Source organism: Aureimonas sp. AU40, from assembly GCF_001463785.1.
Lineage (GTDB): Bacteria > Pseudomonadota > Alphaproteobacteria > Rhizobiales > Rhizobiaceae > Aureimonas.
The window spans coordinates 1-16,187 of the sequence record NZ_BBWL01000014.1 but is presented as its reverse complement, the minus strand read 5'-3'; the positions used below and the strand labels follow the sequence as shown (position 1 = coordinate 16,187).

Here is a 16,187-nt window from a genome sequence, read left to right as displayed (position 1 = left end):
CCGGATTGCCAAGCTTCATCAACGGCAGCTTCTCCTTGTATGCGATCCGGAGCGGACCATCTGCTTTCCACCCCGTCCCGCTGTTGGAACGGCAGCCGTCGAGCACCGAAAACAGCCGTTCCGCACAAGCTTAAGCAGGTGCAATCGAAGGCTACACTTCGGTACCCTCAGCCAAGGTCAGCGCGTCCTCGACATCGACGCCAAGGTAGCGCACCGTGCTCTCGATCTCTGTGTGGCCAAGCGGGATCTGAACGGCGCGCAGGTTGCCGGTCGCCTTGTAGATGATCGACGCCTTCGTTCTGCGGAGAGAATGCGTCCCGTAGTCTTCCTTGCGCAACCCGATCGCCGTCACCCACTCGTCGACGAGGCGCGCGTACTGGCGCGTGCTGAGATGGGTCGCGTGATCGACACGGTTCGGGAAGGCGTAGTCATCGACCGTGCCGCCGCGGCGCTCGAGCCAGGTCTGAAGGCTTGCGCGGGCAGCTGCCATCAGTTCGAACTGGACGGGACGCTTCGTCTTGCGCTGGACCACGATTGCGCGTGCCCGGATGCGTCCGCCCGACACAAGGTCGCCGATCTTCACCTTTACGAGGTCGCAGCCGCGTAGCTTGCTGTCGATGGCAAGGTCAAAAAGGGCGCGGTCCCGCAACCGTCCCTGATGATCGAGCCAGAAGCGGATGGCCCAGACTTGGGGCGGCTTCACCGCGCGCTTGGCACCGACCGTGCGGCCTGCGTTCCACGCCCTGCGCGCACTACCAGCTGGATCGAATGTCGTGTGTCCCATTGTCGTTCTCCCATGGCCAGAACAGCCGGTGGGAGTGTGCAACTGGGGACGCGCTCCTGGATCCTTCGTTGCAAGAGCTTGGGCCGAAAGTCGACCGGCAGCTTTCGGATGAATGGCGCGGAAAGCCGCCGATTCGCTATCGACCCTAGTTTGCCGCTTCGAACGCTTCCTCATCTTCCCAAAAGCGGACATCGCAGCAACAGCGGGCTAGGCTACGCGTACGGCTCGGTGGAAGTGGTGCCGCAAAGTTCGTGGCGACCGTGCCGGGGTCCTTCAGGGCAATGTCATTCCTCGGCGGTCTCGGTCCCCAGGGGGTTCGAGGCGCCGTCGCTTGTAGCCCTGCTTTGACCTCGTGCAACGGTCTCGCGGGCCCGCCTCAACTCATCTGCCTCGACCTGTCGCGTCGACGTGCTTCCGTCTTCCAGGCAAAGCTCCGCGAGCAACGGCAGGTGATCCGAACCGAACGTCGGCAACACCTCGAGGCGCGCCAGCCGCCAGCCCGGTCCGGGCATCACATGGTCTAGGGGCCACTTCAGAATGGTGCTGTTCGCGTTCCATGTGACGAACAGGCCCCGGCCGACCCTTGGATCGCCGAACCCGCCGATCCGCTTCAGCCGTCCGGCGAAATGCTCCCAGGGCACGGTGTTCAGGTCGCCCATGATGACATGGGGCATGCCGTCCCCGTTCGCCTCCAGCGCCGTCGCCATGATCTGGGCGTCGCGCTCGGCCGTGCTTTGGCCGACCTGGGGCGGGCGCGGATGGATCGCGTAGAGCTTGATCTCATCGCCGGAGGGCAGGGTCGCCGCCGCGAAAACGGATGGATTCCGGGAGTTGGTCAGGTGGCGGATCTCCGCGTCCCCGAGCGGAAGCCGCGAGAACAGGTGAACCCCGAAGTAGTTGTCCTGCGCTTCGCTGACGCCGTGCGGCATGGTCTCCGCCAGGGGTGCGAGTTCGCTCTCCCACCAAGCGTCGGTCTCCTGAAACCAAGCGACGTCGGGATCGGCGTTGCGCACGATCTCGAGCAGGCGATGGTCATGATGGTTGCCCATCTGCACGTTCACCGTCAGGACGCGCAGGCGCCGATCAGCCGAACATCGACTAGCCGCGACCTCAGGCGAAGGACCCAGGGCGAAGACGGGCAGCACAAACGGGGCGAGGACGACGACGTTCCAACTGATCGCCGCCACGAGACAAGCCACCGAAAGGGCTGAGATCGCCGTTCTGTTCGGCAACGCCACCACCGCGACAAGCACGGCCAGCAGCAGGAGCGTGATCTGAAGGCGGGGGGTAGTCGAGGTACCGGATCCACCACGTGTCAGCGGAAATGACGGGAAGAACGGTCGCGACGATGCCGAGAACCGAGACCGCGGGGAGAAGAATCCGAACAACCCGCCAGACACCTTCCGGCATCACGGAGCGCTCGCTTCGAGGTCCCCGAGCGAGGCCATCGAGTCGTTTCCGCCCGCCTCGATCACGCTGATGCTCCCGTCGGTCTCGAGGATGACGGCGGCCGCGCCTTCGGGGGAGGCGACCCCGGAGGACCGGAGCGCAGCCAGCACCTCGTCGCGGCGGACGCGCTGGCTGCGCAAGGCGCCGTCGAGGAAACGCCCGTCGCGCAAGAGCAAGGTCGGTTCGGACCTCACGAAGTCACCGAAGCGGTCGGATCGGACGGACAGCCACGCGACGACCCATTGCAGGCCGGCCAGCACCACGAGCGCCGTGACGCCTTCGGCCAACGCCACCGACTTCGACAGGAGCACGGTCGCGAGCGTCGACCCGAGGGCCACCGTGACGACGAGGTCGAAGGCGTTGAGCTTGGCGAGCGTGCGCTTGCCAGACACCCGAAGCATGACGACCAAGGCTCCGTAAGCCAGCGGACCGATGACGAGGACCCGCAGGAGGCCCGACCAACTCTCGAAGAACATGCGCCGCGCCACCTCAAAACAAAAAAGGGCGGCATCCGTCCGGATGCCGCCCATCGTCAGATCACCGGACGCGGATCAGTTGCGCTTGGTGTACTTGAACTCCGGCGCGTTGGTCAGCTCGTCCTTGGACGTGTTGACCATGGCGCGCAGCGTGCCGTTCTGGTCGGCGAGCACGATGCTGGAGGGATCAAGCAGGACATAGCGGTCACCGATGCCAAGGAAGCCGCCAACGCTCACCACCACGCCACTGATGGTTTTGCCGTCCTTGATCACGAGATCCTCGATCTCGCCGATGTCCTCGTTCTGATTGTTGTAGACGTCGACGTCCTCAAGGCGCGAGGCCATGACGTCGGCTTCCGATACGGTCACGAACTTCAAAGCGACCGTAGAAGTCGTTCCCATCGTCATACCGCCGGACATGCCGCCCATGGCGGTGCCGGGTGCCGGAGCGGTCGCGGTCATCGCACCGGTGGCGGTCGTGGGCGCTGCCGGAGCGGCGGGCGTCGTCTGCGCGAGGGCGGGGGCCGCGAGAAGGAGCGTTGCGGCGGTCGTCAGGATGATGTTCTTCAAAAGGGAAACTCGTCTTGGCCGAGGCGCTTGTGGCCCAACGTCATGACGTCAACAGTCCCGCGACCATTTGGTTCAGAACGAATTGCGCTTGCAATAGTCCAACCGAGGTGATCCGTGCCGAGAGAAAGCAAAGGCAGGGACATGATGACCAGCCGGCGGGAACCACGAATGAAGGCTTGGTCCTTCGCGTGAGCACTTCCGACCGCAGAACTGGGAGTTCCCGCCCAGCCGTCGAGACCGTTTAGGTGCCGGACGGACCGAGCGTCGGGTCGATGCTGCAAGCGGAGCGCGACCACGACCGTGTCGGCGCCGTAGGTCAGACCGGGTGGCGGGCGAAGTTGGGCGAACTGTATGTCGGCACCGACAGGCGAGCTATCCGCTTCCAATGGACCGTCGCCAGCGTCGATCTCGTGATCATCGCGTTCTTCATCCTGAACCCGGTCATCCAGGACACGCGGGCTTTCCTATGGCTCGACTACGCCGTGGCGGGGTTGTTGGCCGCAGACCTGTCGGCGCGGGCCATGGCTGCAATGCACCCGATGCGCTGGCTGCGCCGTCCCGTCGTCTGGGTGGACCTCGTGGTCCTGGCGACGCTTCTCGCCCCGCTCTGGCTCGTCAACCTCGGCTTCCTTCGGATCCTGCGCCTATGGACGCTCTCGCAGAAGGACCTGTTCTGGCGCTCGCTCCGCAGTCGCGGGTACGGAGACTGGGAGGATGTCGGGCGTGCCGCGATCAACCTCGTCACCTGCCTGTTCGTGATCACCGGCTTCGTGTTCACCGTCTTCGCGCGGCCGGGATCGGGAATGGAGGGATGGGTGGACGCGCTGTACTACACGGTCGCCACGGTAACGACGACAGGGTTCGGAGACATTACGCTGCCCGGAACGCTTGGCAAGATGACCTCGATCGTCACCATGATCGTCGGCATCTCGCTCTTCGTGCGACTGGCGCAAGCGCTGTTCCGGCCCTACAGGGTCTCGTTCCACTGTCCGCGATGCGCGCTGCTGCGCCACGAGCCGGACGCCGTCCACTGCAAGGCGTGCGGCGAACTCCTCGCCATCCCCGACTCCGGAGGGGGATGATTGCGACAACCGCCGGAGCGGAACAGGCATGATCTCCATCCTCGACATCTCGGCCCTGCTTCTCGTCCTGTCTGCGCTGTTTGGCTGGCTGAACCACCGGCTCATCCGCCTGCCCCACGCCACAGGCCTCCTCGTGATGGGGCTTCTCGCCTCGTTGGTGCTGGTGGGTGTCGAGGCGTTGTTCCCGAACGAGTTGCTCTACGACGAGCTGGTCCGGGCGCTGCGGCAGATCGACTTCACTCAGGTCGTCATGGACGGCATGCTGGCCTTTCTCCTGTTCGCCGGCGCGATTAACCTCAACGTCCGCCTCCTGCGCAGTCGGGCCTGGCACATCGCGTTCTTGGCTCTCATCGGCACGGTGATCTCGACGGGGATCGTCGGCGTCGGCTTCTGGTGGGCGGCGGGCGTGGCGGGACTCTCGATGCCCCTGCCCTGGGCACTCCTGTTCGGCGCCCTGATCAGCCCGACCGACCCGGTCGCGGTGCTTAACGTCCTGAAGAACGTCTCCGTGCCGGACGAGGTGCAGATCGAGATGCAGGGCGAGGCCCTGTTCAATGACGGCGTCGGCGTCGTCCTGTTCACGCTTCTTCTGGGCTTTGCAACGGGCATGGGATCCGAGGATTTCACCGTCGCGTCCGCCTTTGAGCATCTCGCCGTCGAGGCGGGCGGCGGCATCGCGCTCGGGCTTGTCGCCGGATATGCCGCCTACCGAGCCATGCGGGCGATCGACGACTTCGCGGTCGAGGTGCTGATCACGCTGGCACTGGTGGCGGGCACCTACGCCGTGGCGCAGAAGCTGAGCTTGAGCGGCCCGTTGGCTGTGGTCGCCGCCGGGATCGTCGTTGGCGACCTCGCGCCAAGACGAGCGATGAGCGACCGCACGCAAGGCTACGTCTCGGCGCTTTGGACCTTGATCGACGAGGTCCTGAACTCGGTCCTGTTCCTGCTCATTGGCCTCGAGGTGATCATCCTGCGCTTCGAGCCGACGGCGATGGTCCTGGCCCTTGCAGCCGTTCCCCTCGCGCTCGCCGCCCGGCTCATTGCGGTCTCAACGCCCGTACTCCTGTTCCGCTGGACGGGCTCGCTGTCGGCCCGCAACATCCCGTTCCTGACCTGGGCGGGCGTGCGGGGCGGCATCTCGGTGGCGCTGGCGCTGTCGCTGCCGGACGATCCGGCGAAGTCGCCGATCCTGACCGCGACCTACGCCGTGGTGCTGTTCACGATCGTAGTGCAGGGCTTGAGCCTTGGCGCGGTCGCAAGCAGGACGTGGTCACGCCCGTCCGGGGACTGAGCCACCGGACGGGAACGCGTCAGTTCGCAGCCGGGACGATCGCGCGTGCCAGGGCGTTCGCGTCGCCATCGACCAGCGTGACGACGACCCGCTTCCCGGCCGGCAGCCAGTCGGGCAAAGGAACTGTCTCCCGCACCGTCCCGTCGGCGCCCGTGCGCATTTGCGCGACCTGTTCCGACGCCGCGCCCGCGGGACCGACGTTCACATGAACGCTGGCACCGGCCGGCAGCCCTTCCGACGTGACGTCGATGGAGGCCTGCCCCGGAACGGGCTTCGCCTCCAGCGTCGCACCACGTGGGGATCCGCCATCTGTGATCCCGAGCCTCGCGCCCAATCCTTCCACGCGGGAGCGAAGGTCCGGGTTCTTGTCGAGGATGTCCTGCGCCGTCGCGTTCAGCCCGCTGGCAACGCCTTCGAGCGCCTCGCTCGTCCGGCCGGCCGCACCCTTGATGTCGCCCCAGAAGCGCTCACCCGCCTGACGGGCCGCAGACCGCGTCGAGACGCTCTGGCCGATCACCAGGTCGCCGGAGCCATCGAGGGTGGGATTGGCGGCCAGAAGCCGCCCCTCCGGGATGTCGCACCGCTCGGCGATGCTGCTCAAGGTGTCGCCGCGCCGAACCTCGACGCTGCCCCCGCAAGGTGAAGTGACGTCCTGAGCTTGGGCGATCGATAGGCCGGACAACAGTAGACCGGCGACGAAGGGGGCGATCCTGGTCATGGAGACGTCAGCGCCCGTTCTCGCGCTTCGCCCGTGTCTCCGGGTCCATGTTCTCGAAGCTCTCGACGACCCCTTCCGTCTCGGTCTTCACGTCGGGAACGGCATGGCGCTGGTTGTGCACGCTCTCCTGGTCGTTCCCCTGGAGCTGGTTGTTGCCCATTCGATCCTGCGCGAGATCGGTCTCGGTGATGCGAGCGTCGGAGTTGTCGGAGTTCGACGATGGGTTCAGGTTCTTCTGAGTCATGACAGATCCTTCCAGATGGTTCGCGACTTGAGCGATGAATTTTTGGGCGCCAGGAACTGAGACGACGTGACACCTGTCTCAGAGCTCCAACAATCGCATCAGGCTTTCGTTCACGCCGGACGAACCTTTGACGCCTTGCGTCTAGGAGGGGTTGGCAGCTCTTTGTCGCGGGGACATGCGGTCGACCGGAAACGATCGGCAGGGTGTTCGCCTGCGGTCTCCTGCCCCGGGGCACCGTCAGAGAACTTCGGACGCGAGCCTTCGCAGCCGCAGCTTGTCGGCCTCGATCGCCAACGCCGCCTCGGCACGTTCTAGAGCCTCCTGCGAATGCCGTCGGGCATTCTGCGCATAGCCATCCCGGCCGAAGCGGGACAGGGTGCGGAACGCCTTCTGGAGCCGAACGCCGATCTCGACGGTCGACGCGCCATCGCGAGCAATCGGCATGAACAGATCGTCGAACAGATCGTCGACCGCGATTGGGCGAACGAAGAGGTTGGAATGCTCGACCTCTGGTCGGTGGTCCAGCGGCTCGCCCCAGATGGCGAGCAGGCGCACCGCCCGTCCAATCACGTCGATAGCGGTGCCGGGATCGTTGATGCCGGGAGACAGCGCCCGGCTGGCGATCTCGGTCAGCACCGAGGCGCCGAAGCGAGGGTCCTGTTCGTAGGAGCGCGTGTCACTGATCGAGAAGCACGAGAGGATCCGTTCTTCGACATCATCCCCCGCGACCGCGTCGGCGAACGCGATCGGATCTGTCGGGTCGACAAGATCACCGGGGATCGCGAGGACGTAGATGCGTCCCGACCCTTCCGTCGCGATCGCCGAAAGGGCTCCGGTGTCGATGTGCTGGAGATAGCCGATCTCGGGAGAGGTGATCGGCACCGCCGTCCCCGGGACGTCGCGCTTTGGGTCCAGCAGAATGTGACCACCCATGTACGGGTTTTTCCTACGCGCCCGCATCGCCTCCGTCGCCGCCACTTCGACGCGCTGCGTCGTCTGCGTCACGCGGCCGAGTTCCGACAGGTGGTCGATCCATCGCAGCAACGTCGCGATGATCGCGATGATGACCAGGATCGTGACCGCGAAGAGGACCACACGTCCGCGGTCGCCGTAGAGCCCGGTCGACAGGGCGATAATGCCGACCAGGCTGAACAGGAACGAGCCGATGAAGGTCGACAGGACGTTGTGGGTTGTCGTGTCCTGAATAACCAGCTTTGTTGCCCGGGGCGTGACGTTCGAGGTGGCGGCGGAGTAGGCCGACACCATGGTCGACAGAGAGAAGGTCGTCACCGTCAGCATCGACGAGGCGATGATGCCGAGGATATGGTCGACGGCGTCGGACCCGATCTTGGTCGGCAGGTCGCTCGGGATGTAGGGGCTGACGACGATCGCAACCAAGGCGGTCGCGACGGCGAGCAGCGAGAACAGCGTCGCCCGGAACCAGACACGACGCATGATCTGGCGCAGGACGAAAAGCCAGCGGGACGTCATGCCTTGCCTCGCACGCCATCGCGACCGTTGCCCGCTCTTGGCAAGTCGCGAGCGGGTCGGGGTAGTTTACGCCCGGGCTTCGTCGGCCAGCCCTCGCGCTGCGCGCCGCGGATGCCGTCGGTCTCCTCGGTCTGGTCGTGGAACAGGACGACCTGCGTCGGGTACGGCATGTCGATGCCCAAGCCGTCGAGCGCACCCTTGATCGCCTCAAGCACTGCGGCCTGGACGTGGACCACATCGGTGCGCTTGGACTGCGTCCACCAGCGCACGCGAAGGTTCACGCTGGAGCCGGCCAACTCCCAGACGAGCACTTCGGGCTTCGGATCGGCCTCGATGCCGGAGACGGTTGCGACGGCTGCGACGATCGCCTGGCGAGCGCCCTCGATGTCGTCGCCGTAGCCGATCCCGACGTCGTACTGCGAGCGACGGGTCGGCCGGGCCGTGTTCACGGTCACGGCGTTGGAATAGACGTTGGCGTTCGGGATGATGGCGCGCCGTCCGTCATACATGGCGATGATGGTCGCCCGCGTCTCGATCCACTCCACCGTGCCCTCGTAGCCGTTGACCACGATCTGGTCGCCGACCGCGAACGGGCGCTGGATCAGGATCAACATTCCCGCCAGCCAGTTCTGAAGGATGTCCTTGAAGGCGAAGCCGATCGCCACTGAACCGATACCGAGCCCCGCGATGAGGTCGCCCGGGTTCAAGGAGGGAATGACGATGGTCAGCGCCAGGAGGCCGCCGACGAGGAGGATCAGCCACTTCACGAACGAGCCGAGCACCGCGCCGAGGTTGGATCGGTCATGTCGGTCCGACCAGGCGCGGAAGGACCGCTCGACGCCCCAGCCGATGGCGAAGACGACCGCGAAAAGTACGAGCGCCACGACGATGTTCGGCAGGAGCCGCTGGAACCCGACCACCCAGGTCTCGACCTTCGCCAGGATGAAGGCGGGATCGACGCGAACGGCCTGATCGACGGTCTGCGGCGCGGCCGCCGCCAGGGCATCGACGGCGGCGGGATCGGCTGGGGTCGACGATGCGGCTTGGGCAAAGGCTGGGGACATGATCGACCTCGGGTTCACGTGTCGGCGCGCTGCTCTCACGCGGACAATCCTACTCTTCGACAAGATGGGCTATGGGGACCGAACAATATCCCCGTCGCGCGCATGCCCTCGCATGCTCTATAGGTTCAACGCGCCATCCGGCCCAACTGGCAAGACAGGAGATCGAGATGGCCGATGGTTCGAAGACGGTGATCTATGCGGCACTCGCCGGCAACTTCCTGATCGCCTGCACCAAGTTCGCCGCCGCCGCCTTCACCGGCTCTGCGGCCATGCTCAGCGAGGGTGTCCATTCCCTTGTCGACACCGGCAATGAACTCCTGCTGCTCTACGGCATGCGCCGCGCCGGCGAGCCGCCGGACCGTTCGCACCCGCTTGGGCATGGACGCGAACTCTACTTCTGGAGCTTCATCGTTGCGCTGCTTGTCTTCGCGCTGGGAGCCGGCGTGTCCGTCTACCAGGGCATCCACCACATCCTGGATCCCGCGCCGATCGAAAGCCCCAACTGGAACTACGCGGTTCTCGGCGCCTCCTTTCTGTTCGAGGGCATCACGTGGATCGTCGCGTTGCGCGAGTTCCGGCGGCAGAAGGGCTCGCTCGGCTATTTCGAGGCTATCACGCGCAGCAAGGACCCGACGACATTCACGGTGCTGCTCGAGGACAGCGCCGCCCTGATCGGCTTGGCGATCGCGTTCGTCGGCATCATCCTCGCCGACCGCCTTGCCATTCCCGAACTCGACGGGGCGGCATCGATCTGCATCGGTCTCCTATTGGCGGCGGTCGCGATCTTGCTGGCCCGCGAGAGCAAGGGACTTCTGATCGGTGAGGCAGCCATACCTGCGGTTCAGGATGCGATCCTGAGCATCGCGCAGGCCGATCCCTCGATCCAGAAAGCGAACGGCCTCGTCACCACCCATCTCGGTCCCCATCAGGTCATCGTCGCGTTGAGTGCGGAGTTCGAGGACGACATGACGGCGCCGCAGATCGAAGCTTGCGTCAAACGTGTTGAGATGCGCATCAAGGCCGAGCATCCGGACGTCACGACGCTGTTCATCAAGCCGCAGACAGCAGGCTCCTATATGCGGCGAACACAGGCGATCGTTTGATCCATGGGGCTGTCAGCTCAGGACCCCGTTGCGTACAACCCGTCCCTCGCTCCTTAAGAAAGGGCAATTCAGACCGCAATCCTGACCGACGCCAAATCTGCGCCACGTGCGTACGAAGGACTGCCGGAAGGCACATGGTCTGGTTTACCGACAAGGAAACAGACGAAGCGGGTACCCTGCTGCATCTAACCAATGTCCGCTTCTGAACCTTCATGATCGGAAGCGGACTGGAAGCTTTCCACCCGTTCGGGTCATTCGACACCTTGGTCGCAAACGACCCATCGCAGACCAACAAGCGGGTTTGGTCAGGCACCGAAAGCAGACATCGATCAAGCCGCGTCGAGTTCGTTCGGTCAGTCCCCCGTCCGGGCATCCGCTTGGTGAAGCGCCTTCAGGATGGTCGCTCGCAGGTAGGGCTTGGAGAAGAACACGCCCCCGTTCGGCACCTCGGCGTCGGCAAGCTGAGTATGCCCCGACACGATGATGATCGCGATGTGGGGCCAGCGCTTGCGCACCGTTCGAGCGAGGTCGAGGCCATCCATCTCGCCCGGCATGTCGATGTCGGTGAACAGGATGCCAATGTCGTCGCGCGTCTCCAGGATCGCCAACGCCCTGGCCGCGTTCGAGGCGGAGAAAACGGTGAAGCCTTCGTCCTCGACCATATCGACGGCATCGACACGGATCAGGGGCTCGTCCTCGACGATCAGCACGCACGTGTCGGTCACGATATCATCCATGATCCGCAACAGGGCGTGCGTGGGTTGGTTCCGCCGATGGTGGAGGTTCACCCGGCAGCGTGCCGTCGAGGACATAGCGCAAGCCCTCTGGCGTGAATGCCGTTTCCCCGCTGCCGTCGAAGTAGGAGGGGACGATCTGGTTGGTCAGGCGCGACCCGAAGCCACGGCGCGCAGGCTTCACGACCTCGGGGCCGCCCTCCTCGCGCCATTCGAAGCGGAAGGCGTCGTCGGCCTCGTGCCGCCACGAGATGCGGATGTGTCCCGTCTCGTTCGATAATGCGCCATACTTCGCCGCGTTGGTCGCCAGCTCGTGGATCGCCAGTGACAGGCCAAGGGCTGCCTGCGAGGGAAGGTCGAGGCGGACACCGTCGATCGTCACGCGGTCGTCGCTTTCCAGGTGAACCTTCAGCGCGCCGTGCACGACCTCGTGGATGGTGGCGCTCGCATAGGTCGTCTGACGCAGGAGGTCCTGCGCGCTCGCGAGCGCGGCGATCCGCTGGTCGATCGTGACGGCCGCCTCCTCCTTGGTGTCGGCATGCCGCATGGTCTGCGAGACGATGGCCTTCACCATCGCCAGCGTGTTCTTGATGCGGTGCGCCATCTCGTTCTGGAGTTCGCGCTGCTGCCGCTCGGCCCGCTCCTTGGCCGCGATCAGCTCGTTGGCATCGACCAGCGCCTCGGCCTGCTTGGTCTCGACGGTGATGTCGCGGGCGCTGGAATAAAGCTTGTCGCCTTCCGGGAAGGCCACCCAGGACAGCCGGCGCCAGCCGCCTGTCTTGGTGCGGTAGCGGTTCTCGAAGCGCAGAACCGGATGACCCGCTCGCACGCGTTCGAACGCGGCCAAGCTCGCCGCGACGTCGTCGGGATGGACGAAGTCCTCGTACGACCAACCCTCGATCTCGTCGGCCCGCCAGCCAAGCGCTGCGGTCCAGGCCGGGTTGACCCGGTCGAAGAGCGTGCTCGGCATGTCGATGACCGACAGGAGGTCGGGGCTGAAGCGCCACGTGCGCTCCTGCGCTGCCGTCTGCTCGGCGATGGCGGCGGCCTGCGCCCGCTCGTCGGTGACGTCGCGGGCGACGCAGTAGAGAAGACCGTTCTCGGGCACCGCCGTCCAGGACAGGGTCCGGTAGCCGTGGTCCTTGGAGCGGAAGCGGTTCTCGAACTCGAACGTCTGCCGGCCCGCCGCCAGATGGTCGATCTCGGACCGTGTCTTGGCAACGTCGTGAGGATGCTCCATCCACTGCGAGGTGCGCCCGACGATCTCGTCCTGCTGCCAACCCAGCGTGCGCGTCCAGGCCGGGTTGATCGACAGCCAGACACCCCGATCGTCGGCGACTCCCAGCATGTCGCCGCTGAGCTGCCAGATACGGTCCCGCTCGGCGGTCTGCGCCGCGACCTGACGTTCCAGTTCCGCGTTCAAATCGCGTAGCTTGTGCTCGGCGGCGCGCCGGGCGATCTCGACCTCGGTGCGATCCATGACGCGCCGGGCGAACAGGACCTCGTCCGCGGTCCAGGCGTGAGGCTCGTCCTGGTTCAGGCAGAGCACGACCCTGAGGCGCCCGCGGTCCATGAGAGGCAGGTTGGCGAGCGACCGCACCCCGATCGACCGGAAGCTATCCACCTGATCGGCGGTCTGGGGATCGCTCGCGACATCGTCGATGACGACGTCCTCGCCGCGTCGCAGCGCCTCGATGTAGGAGCCGTAGGTCTCGAAGTCATGCGTGCCGGCCAGGCTCGCCTGTCCCGGTGCCAGCCAGTCCTGATGGATGACCATGTGCCGGCCGGCGGCGTCCATGTCGCCATAGGCCACGCGCGACAGGTCCAGTGCGGTTCCAACCGTCTCGGACGCCAGGAGCGCCATCGCGTGCGGATCGTCCAGTGTGCGAAGGCGTTCGCCGAGTTCGTTGAGGATGCGCTCCGAGCGCCGCGCCGCCACGTCGATCAGAACGCCGGGAAAGCGCAGCGGCGTGCCGTCCGGCCCGTGCTCGACGCGCCCGTTCGCCTCCAGCCAGTGGTAGCGCCCGGTGTGGCGGCGCACCCGGTACTGGTGCGCGTAGGCCCCACCGCGCTGAACCGCTTCGTTGATCGCCGCAGCCAGTCCCGCCTGGTCGTCGGGATGCACGGTCGCGACGATCTGGGCAAGCGGAATACCCTCGCGGCCGAGCGCGGGATCGAGGCCGAACGCGGTCGCGAACGCCTCATCGATCATGAAGCGATCGGCTTGGATGTCCCAGAACCAGGTGCCGATGATCGCGCCCGCCGCCAGGGCGAGCTGCACCCGGTCCGCGTCCGCCAAGGCGGCATCGCTCTGCCGCGAGGGCGTTTGGGGCTTCATGGAGTCGACGGTCGGCACCGTCTCAGGAGGCTTTGTCATAAGCGGTTCTCGACGCAGCGGGTCGTAGGTCGCTCATGCAGGACGGGCACTTGCGCTGGCGAAAGCTCTGCATCGGAGGGCTTCGCGTTGCAAGCATCGTCGCTGCAAAGAACCAACCTATTGATCCAAGATGCTGATTTTGACGCTCAATGTCAGAAGGCAGACCACCGCCCTTCGACCTCACCGGATCCGTTTCGTAGCCTTTCAGCTTCCACCGTTGGCGGACCTTCCGTCCGGGCGCCGAACGGACTCCGCTGGTCTCAAATTTTCAGTCCTTTGGGAATAAGCGCCGTTCGGCAGCGTCTCCCGTTGGCCAATCGCGGCCGAACCGAAGGACACCGAGCCATGAAGACCCTCCTCGCAGCCATCGCCATTCTCTCCGCCGGGGCTTCGGCCGCGCTTGCGGGTCCCGCCGGGGACATGGCGAAGGCGCATATCGAGGCGATCGCCAAGGGCGATACCGCCGCGGTCACCGCAGCCTACGCGCCGTCCGCCACGCTTCACTGGGTCGGCGGCCCGCTCGATGGCACCTATACGGGTCCCGAGATCGCCGCGACCTGGGCGAAGTTCGCCAAGGCGCAGTCGGGCCTGAAGGCCACCGTCTTCGAGATGCGCGAGAGCATGAACCCGAAGGGCGCCACCGTCGTCGCCGATGTCGTCTTCGCCAACGACAACAAGATCCCCGTGCGCTACGTCATGGTGTTCCGGGACGGCAAGCTCGCCGACGAGATCTGGCAGATCGACCCCGCGCTGGCGAAGTAAGGCATGTCCACCGACGAGATCGCGGCGCGGATCGAACCGCTCATTCCTGGCCTGAGGCGCTATGCCTATGGGCTGGTGCGCGATGGCGACGCCGCCGACGATCTCGTCCAGGACTGCCTGGAGCGCGCCGTCGGGCGCTGGCACCTGCGCCGGCCCGATGGCGACCTGCGCGCCTGGCTGTTTGCCATCCTGCGCAATCTGCACCTCTCAGGCCTGCGCCAGCACAAGCGGCGCGGGCCCCACGTGGCGCTCGACGAGATGGCCTCGCCGCCGGCGGTGGACGGCGACCAGGACGGTCGCGCCGGGCTTCGCGACGTTCTCTCGGGGCTCGATGCACTCAGCGAAGAGCACCGCACCGTCCTCCTTCTCGTCGGCGTCGAGGACATGAGCTACGACGAGGCGGCGCGGGTGATCGGGCTTCCGGTCGGCACGGTCATGTCGCGCCTGTCGCGGGCGCGAGAGAAGCTGCGGGCCATCCTGGAGACCGGGATTCGCGCGCCCTTGAGGAGAGTCAAATGAGCCGCAGGGACACGCCCGTCGGCGAAGACGACCTGCAAGCCTACATGGACGGGAGGCTCGGGCTCGAGCGGCTGTCCGCAGTCGAGGCCTATCTCACCGAGCGACCGGAGATCGCCGCGGCTCTCGAGCGCGACCGCGAGATCGCCCGAGCGCTGCGCGAACGACTGGCCTTCAAGGCGGAAGAGCCGATCCCGGCGCGGCTGCGCATCGCGAGCATCCGCGAGGTCCGGCGCGGTCGCTTCGCGGTCACGCGTCTGCGCATCGCTGCCGTCATGGGCTGGCTTATCCTCGGCAGCGCCGGCGGGTGGCTGGCGAACGACGCCTTGCGCGTGCCGGTGGAGCTGACCCGAGTGGCCGTCATGGCCGACGAGGCGATCGCGGCTCATCGCACGTTCGTGGTGGAGGTGGTCCATCCCGTCGAAGTGCGCGCCGACGAGGAGGCGCATCTCCTGCAATGGCTGTCGAAGCGGTTGGGAACACGGCTGTCGGCCCCGGACCTGACGGGGCTCGGCTATCGCCTGATGGGCGGGCGGCTCCTGCCTGCGGGCGCGGGTCCCGCCGCGATGCTGATGTACGACGACGACCAGGGCACGCGGCTGACGCTGTTCATCAAGACCGACGAGAAGGACGAGACATCGTTCCAGTTCGTCGAGGAGGACGGCATCTCCGCCTTCTTCTGGCGCGACGCCGGCCTTGGCTACGTCGTGTCGGCTGAGGCGCCCCGCGAGCGGTTGATGGCGGTGGCGACCGCCGTCTACGACAGCCTGAACCGCCCGGCGCCTAGCTTCTCCGGCGATACGCTGTGACGCTCGACCAGCTTCGCGTGTTCGTCGCCGTGGCCGAGCGCGAGCATGTGACGGAGGCGGCGAAGTCGCTGAACCTCACGCAGTCGGCGACCAGCGCTGCCATCGCCGCGCTGGAGGAGCGCCACGACGTCCGGCTGTTCGACCGCGTCGGACGGCGGATCGAACTGACCGAGGCAGGTCGGCTCTTCCTGCCCGAGGCCCGCGCCGTCCTTGCCCGCGCCGAGGACGCCGGCATCGCGCTGGCAGAACTCGCCGGACTGAAGCGGGGTCGCCTCCGCATCGTCGCCAGCCAGACGGTCGCGAACCACTGGCTGCCGCCGACGCTCGCTCGCTTCAAGGCCCGCCATCCCGGGATCGACCTTCGGCTGAGCATCGCCAACACGGCACGCACGGCCGAGGCGGTGCTGGATGGCACGGCCGATCTCGGCTTCGTGGAGGACGAACTCGACGAGGTCAGGCTTGGCACGCAACGCGTTGCCGACGACCGGCTGATGCTGGTCGCGGCATCAGGGCATGGAGGCTCCGGGTCTCCCGTCGCGGCCGGGAATCTTGCATCGGCGCGCTGGGTGCTGCGCGAACGGGGTTCGGGCACCCGCGCGATCCTCGAAGGCGCGCTCAAGGCCTTCGGCGTCGATCCCACCGCGCTGTCGGTCGAACTCGAACTGCCCTCGAACGAGGCCGTGCGCGCGGCGATCGAGGCGGGCGCCGGCCTCGGGA

17 protein-coding genes and 2 pseudogenes are annotated in these 16,187 nt (G+C 66.1%); 7 read left to right on the top strand and 12 right to left on the bottom strand.

Annotated features, from left to right (window positions below; genetic code table 11):
* Positions 1 to 151: 151 nt before the first annotated feature.
* From AUL32_RS05095 to AUL32_RS05080, 4 genes are all read right to left on the bottom strand, one after another.
* A complete protein-coding gene (locus AUL32_RS05095) occupies positions 152 to 784 on the bottom strand; it encodes a tyrosine-type recombinase/integrase (protein WP_062112295.1) in 633 nt (210 codons plus the stop codon).
* A gap of 284 nt (positions 785 to 1,068) precedes the next feature.
* Positions 1,069 to 2,172: an endonuclease/exonuclease/phosphatase family protein gene (locus tag AUL32_RS05090; protein ID WP_156421335.1), complete on the bottom strand. Its 1,104-nt coding sequence runs from the start codon at positions 2,170 to 2,172 to the stop codon at positions 1,069 to 1,071.
* 21 nt (positions 2,173 to 2,193) lie between these two features.
* Positions 2,194 to 2,709 (bottom strand): DUF421 domain-containing protein, encoded by a 516-nt coding sequence (locus tag AUL32_RS05085; protein WP_062112336.1) that lies wholly within the window; start codon positions 2,707 to 2,709, stop codon positions 2,194 to 2,196.
* Between the two features lie 75 nt (positions 2,710 to 2,784).
* Complete coding sequence (locus AUL32_RS05080; protein WP_062112292.1) at positions 2,785 to 3,279, bottom strand: PRC-barrel domain-containing protein; 495 nt, start codon at positions 3,277 to 3,279, stop codon at positions 2,785 to 2,787.
* Positions 3,280 to 3,551: 272 nt separating this feature from the next.
* Here AUL32_RS05080 and AUL32_RS05075 point away from each other — a divergent pair, with 272 nt between their 5' ends.
* Together AUL32_RS05075 and AUL32_RS05070 are read left to right on the top strand one after the other, a co-directional pair.
* Positions 3,552 to 4,361 (top strand): ion channel, encoded by an 810-nt coding sequence (locus AUL32_RS05075; protein WP_062112290.1) that lies wholly within the window; start codon positions 3,552 to 3,554, stop codon positions 4,359 to 4,361.
* Positions 4,362 to 4,389: 28 nt separating this feature from the next.
* Complete coding sequence (locus AUL32_RS05070; protein ID WP_062112288.1) at positions 4,390 to 5,652, top strand: cation:proton antiporter; 1,263 nt, start codon at positions 4,390 to 4,392, stop codon at positions 5,650 to 5,652.
* Between the two features lie 19 nt (positions 5,653 to 5,671).
* Here AUL32_RS05070 and AUL32_RS05065 read toward each other — a convergent pair whose 3' ends face one another.
* The 4 genes from AUL32_RS05065 to AUL32_RS05050 form a co-directional block, all read right to left on the bottom strand.
* Entirely contained in the window at positions 5,672 to 6,370 is a 699-nt protein-coding gene (locus AUL32_RS05065) for a LysM peptidoglycan-binding domain-containing protein (protein WP_062112286.1), read from the bottom strand.
* 7 nt (positions 6,371 to 6,377) lie between these two features.
* Positions 6,378 to 6,614, bottom strand: a complete 237-nt coding sequence (locus tag AUL32_RS05060) for a hypothetical protein (RefSeq protein WP_062112284.1) — start codon at positions 6,612 to 6,614, stop codon at positions 6,378 to 6,380.
* Positions 6,615 to 6,851: 237 nt separating this feature from the next.
* Positions 6,852 to 8,105, bottom strand: coding sequence for a DUF2254 domain-containing protein (locus AUL32_RS05055; RefSeq protein WP_062112282.1), 1,254 nt, complete (start codon positions 8,103 to 8,105; stop codon positions 6,852 to 6,854).
* Entirely contained in the window at positions 8,102 to 9,169 is a 1,068-nt protein-coding gene (locus tag AUL32_RS05050; protein WP_082659302.1) for a mechanosensitive ion channel family protein, read from the bottom strand. Before AUL32_RS05050 ends, AUL32_RS05055 begins: the two co-directional genes overlap by 4 nt.
* Positions 9,170 to 9,336: 167 nt before the next feature.
* On the opposite strand from AUL32_RS05050, the gene AUL32_RS05045 reads away from it, so the two are divergent.
* Positions 9,337 to 10,272: a cation diffusion facilitator family transporter gene (locus tag AUL32_RS05045; protein ID WP_062112280.1), complete on the top strand. Its 936-nt coding sequence runs from the start codon at positions 9,337 to 9,339 to the stop codon at positions 10,270 to 10,272.
* A 353-nt stretch (positions 10,273 to 10,625) separates the two neighbouring features.
* Here the strand turns inward: AUL32_RS05045 and AUL32_RS05040 are convergent, their stop codons facing one another.
* From AUL32_RS05040 to AUL32_RS25905, 4 genes and pseudogenes are all read right to left on the bottom strand, one after another.
* Positions 10,626 to 10,997, bottom strand: a complete 372-nt coding sequence (locus AUL32_RS05040; RefSeq protein WP_306302886.1) for a response regulator — start codon at positions 10,995 to 10,997, stop codon at positions 10,626 to 10,628.
* 4 nt (positions 10,998 to 11,001) lie between these two features.
* Positions 11,002 to 11,610: a sensor histidine kinase gene (locus tag AUL32_RS26405; RefSeq protein ID WP_374700922.1), complete on the bottom strand. Its 609-nt coding sequence runs from the start codon at positions 11,608 to 11,610 to the stop codon at positions 11,002 to 11,004.
* Positions 11,611 to 11,694: 84 nt separating this feature from the next.
* Positions 11,695 to 12,375 (bottom strand): annotated as a pseudogene (locus AUL32_RS26400) (PAS domain-containing protein); the annotation flags it as partial.
* A gap of 99 nt (positions 12,376 to 12,474) precedes the next feature.
* A pseudogene (locus AUL32_RS25905) lies at positions 12,475 to 13,323 on the bottom strand (PAS domain-containing protein); the annotation flags it as partial.
* Between the two features lie 405 nt (positions 13,324 to 13,728).
* On the opposite strand from AUL32_RS25905, the gene AUL32_RS05030 reads away from it, so the two are divergent.
* The 4 genes from AUL32_RS05030 to AUL32_RS05015 all read left to right on the top strand — a co-directional run.
* Positions 13,729 to 14,145 (top strand): nuclear transport factor 2 family protein, encoded by a 417-nt coding sequence (locus AUL32_RS05030; protein ID WP_062112274.1) that lies wholly within the window; start codon positions 13,729 to 13,731, stop codon positions 14,143 to 14,145.
* 3 nt (positions 14,146 to 14,148) lie between these two features.
* Entirely contained in the window at positions 14,149 to 14,664 is a 516-nt protein-coding gene (locus tag AUL32_RS05025) for an RNA polymerase sigma factor (RefSeq protein WP_062112273.1), read from the top strand.
* The gene (locus AUL32_RS05020; RefSeq protein WP_062112271.1) at positions 14,661 to 15,470 is read left to right on the top strand and encodes an anti-sigma factor family protein; all 810 of its coding nucleotides are present in this window, start codon (positions 14,661 to 14,663) and stop codon (positions 15,468 to 15,470) included. Before AUL32_RS05025 ends, AUL32_RS05020 begins: the two co-directional genes overlap by 4 nt.
* Positions 15,467 to 16,187, top strand: a 721-nt coding sequence (locus AUL32_RS05015; protein WP_062112269.1) for a LysR substrate-binding domain-containing protein, incomplete at its 3' end; no start/stop codon positions are given. The genes AUL32_RS05020 and AUL32_RS05015, both read left to right, overlap by 4 nt.

Bases quoted from the DNA above. Each gene is read 5' to 3' on its own strand.
- AUL32_RS26405 (WP_374700922.1), bottom strand. From the start codon at position 11,610: ATGGCGCACCGCATCAAGAACACGCTGGCGATGGTGAAGGCCATCGTC.
- AUL32_RS05060 (WP_062112284.1), bottom strand. From the start codon at position 6,614: ATGACTCAGAAGAACCTGAACCCATCGTCGAACTCCGACAACTCCGAC.
- AUL32_RS05050 (WP_082659302.1), bottom strand. From the start codon at position 9,169: ATGTCCCCAGCCTTTGCCCAAGCCGCATCGTCGACCCCAGCCGATCCC.
- AUL32_RS05045 (WP_062112280.1), top strand. From the start codon at position 9,337: ATGGCCGATGGTTCGAAGACGGTGATCTATGCGGCACTCGCCGGCAAC.
- AUL32_RS05055 (WP_062112282.1), bottom strand. From the start codon at position 8,105: ATGACGTCCCGCTGGCTTTTCGTCCTGCGCCAGATCATGCGTCGTGTC.
- AUL32_RS05065 (WP_062112286.1), bottom strand. From the start codon at position 6,370: ATGACCAGGATCGCCCCCTTCGTCGCCGGTCTACTGTTGTCCGGCCTA.
- AUL32_RS05020 (WP_062112271.1), top strand. From the start codon at position 14,661: ATGAGCCGCAGGGACACGCCCGTCGGCGAAGACGACCTGCAAGCCTAC.
- AUL32_RS05025 (WP_062112273.1), top strand. From the start codon at position 14,149: ATGTCCACCGACGAGATCGCGGCGCGGATCGAACCGCTCATTCCTGGC.
- AUL32_RS05085 (WP_062112336.1), bottom strand. From the start codon at position 2,709: ATGTTCTTCGAGAGTTGGTCGGGCCTCCTGCGGGTCCTCGTCATCGGT.
- AUL32_RS05075 (WP_062112290.1), top strand. From the start codon at position 3,552: ATGCTGCAAGCGGAGCGCGACCACGACCGTGTCGGCGCCGTAGGTCAG.
- AUL32_RS05030 (WP_062112274.1), top strand. From the start codon at position 13,729: ATGAAGACCCTCCTCGCAGCCATCGCCATTCTCTCCGCCGGGGCTTCG.
- AUL32_RS05095 (WP_062112295.1), bottom strand. From the start codon at position 784: ATGGGACACACGACATTCGATCCAGCTGGTAGTGCGCGCAGGGCGTGG.
- AUL32_RS05070 (WP_062112288.1), top strand. From the start codon at position 4,390: ATGATCTCCATCCTCGACATCTCGGCCCTGCTTCTCGTCCTGTCTGCG.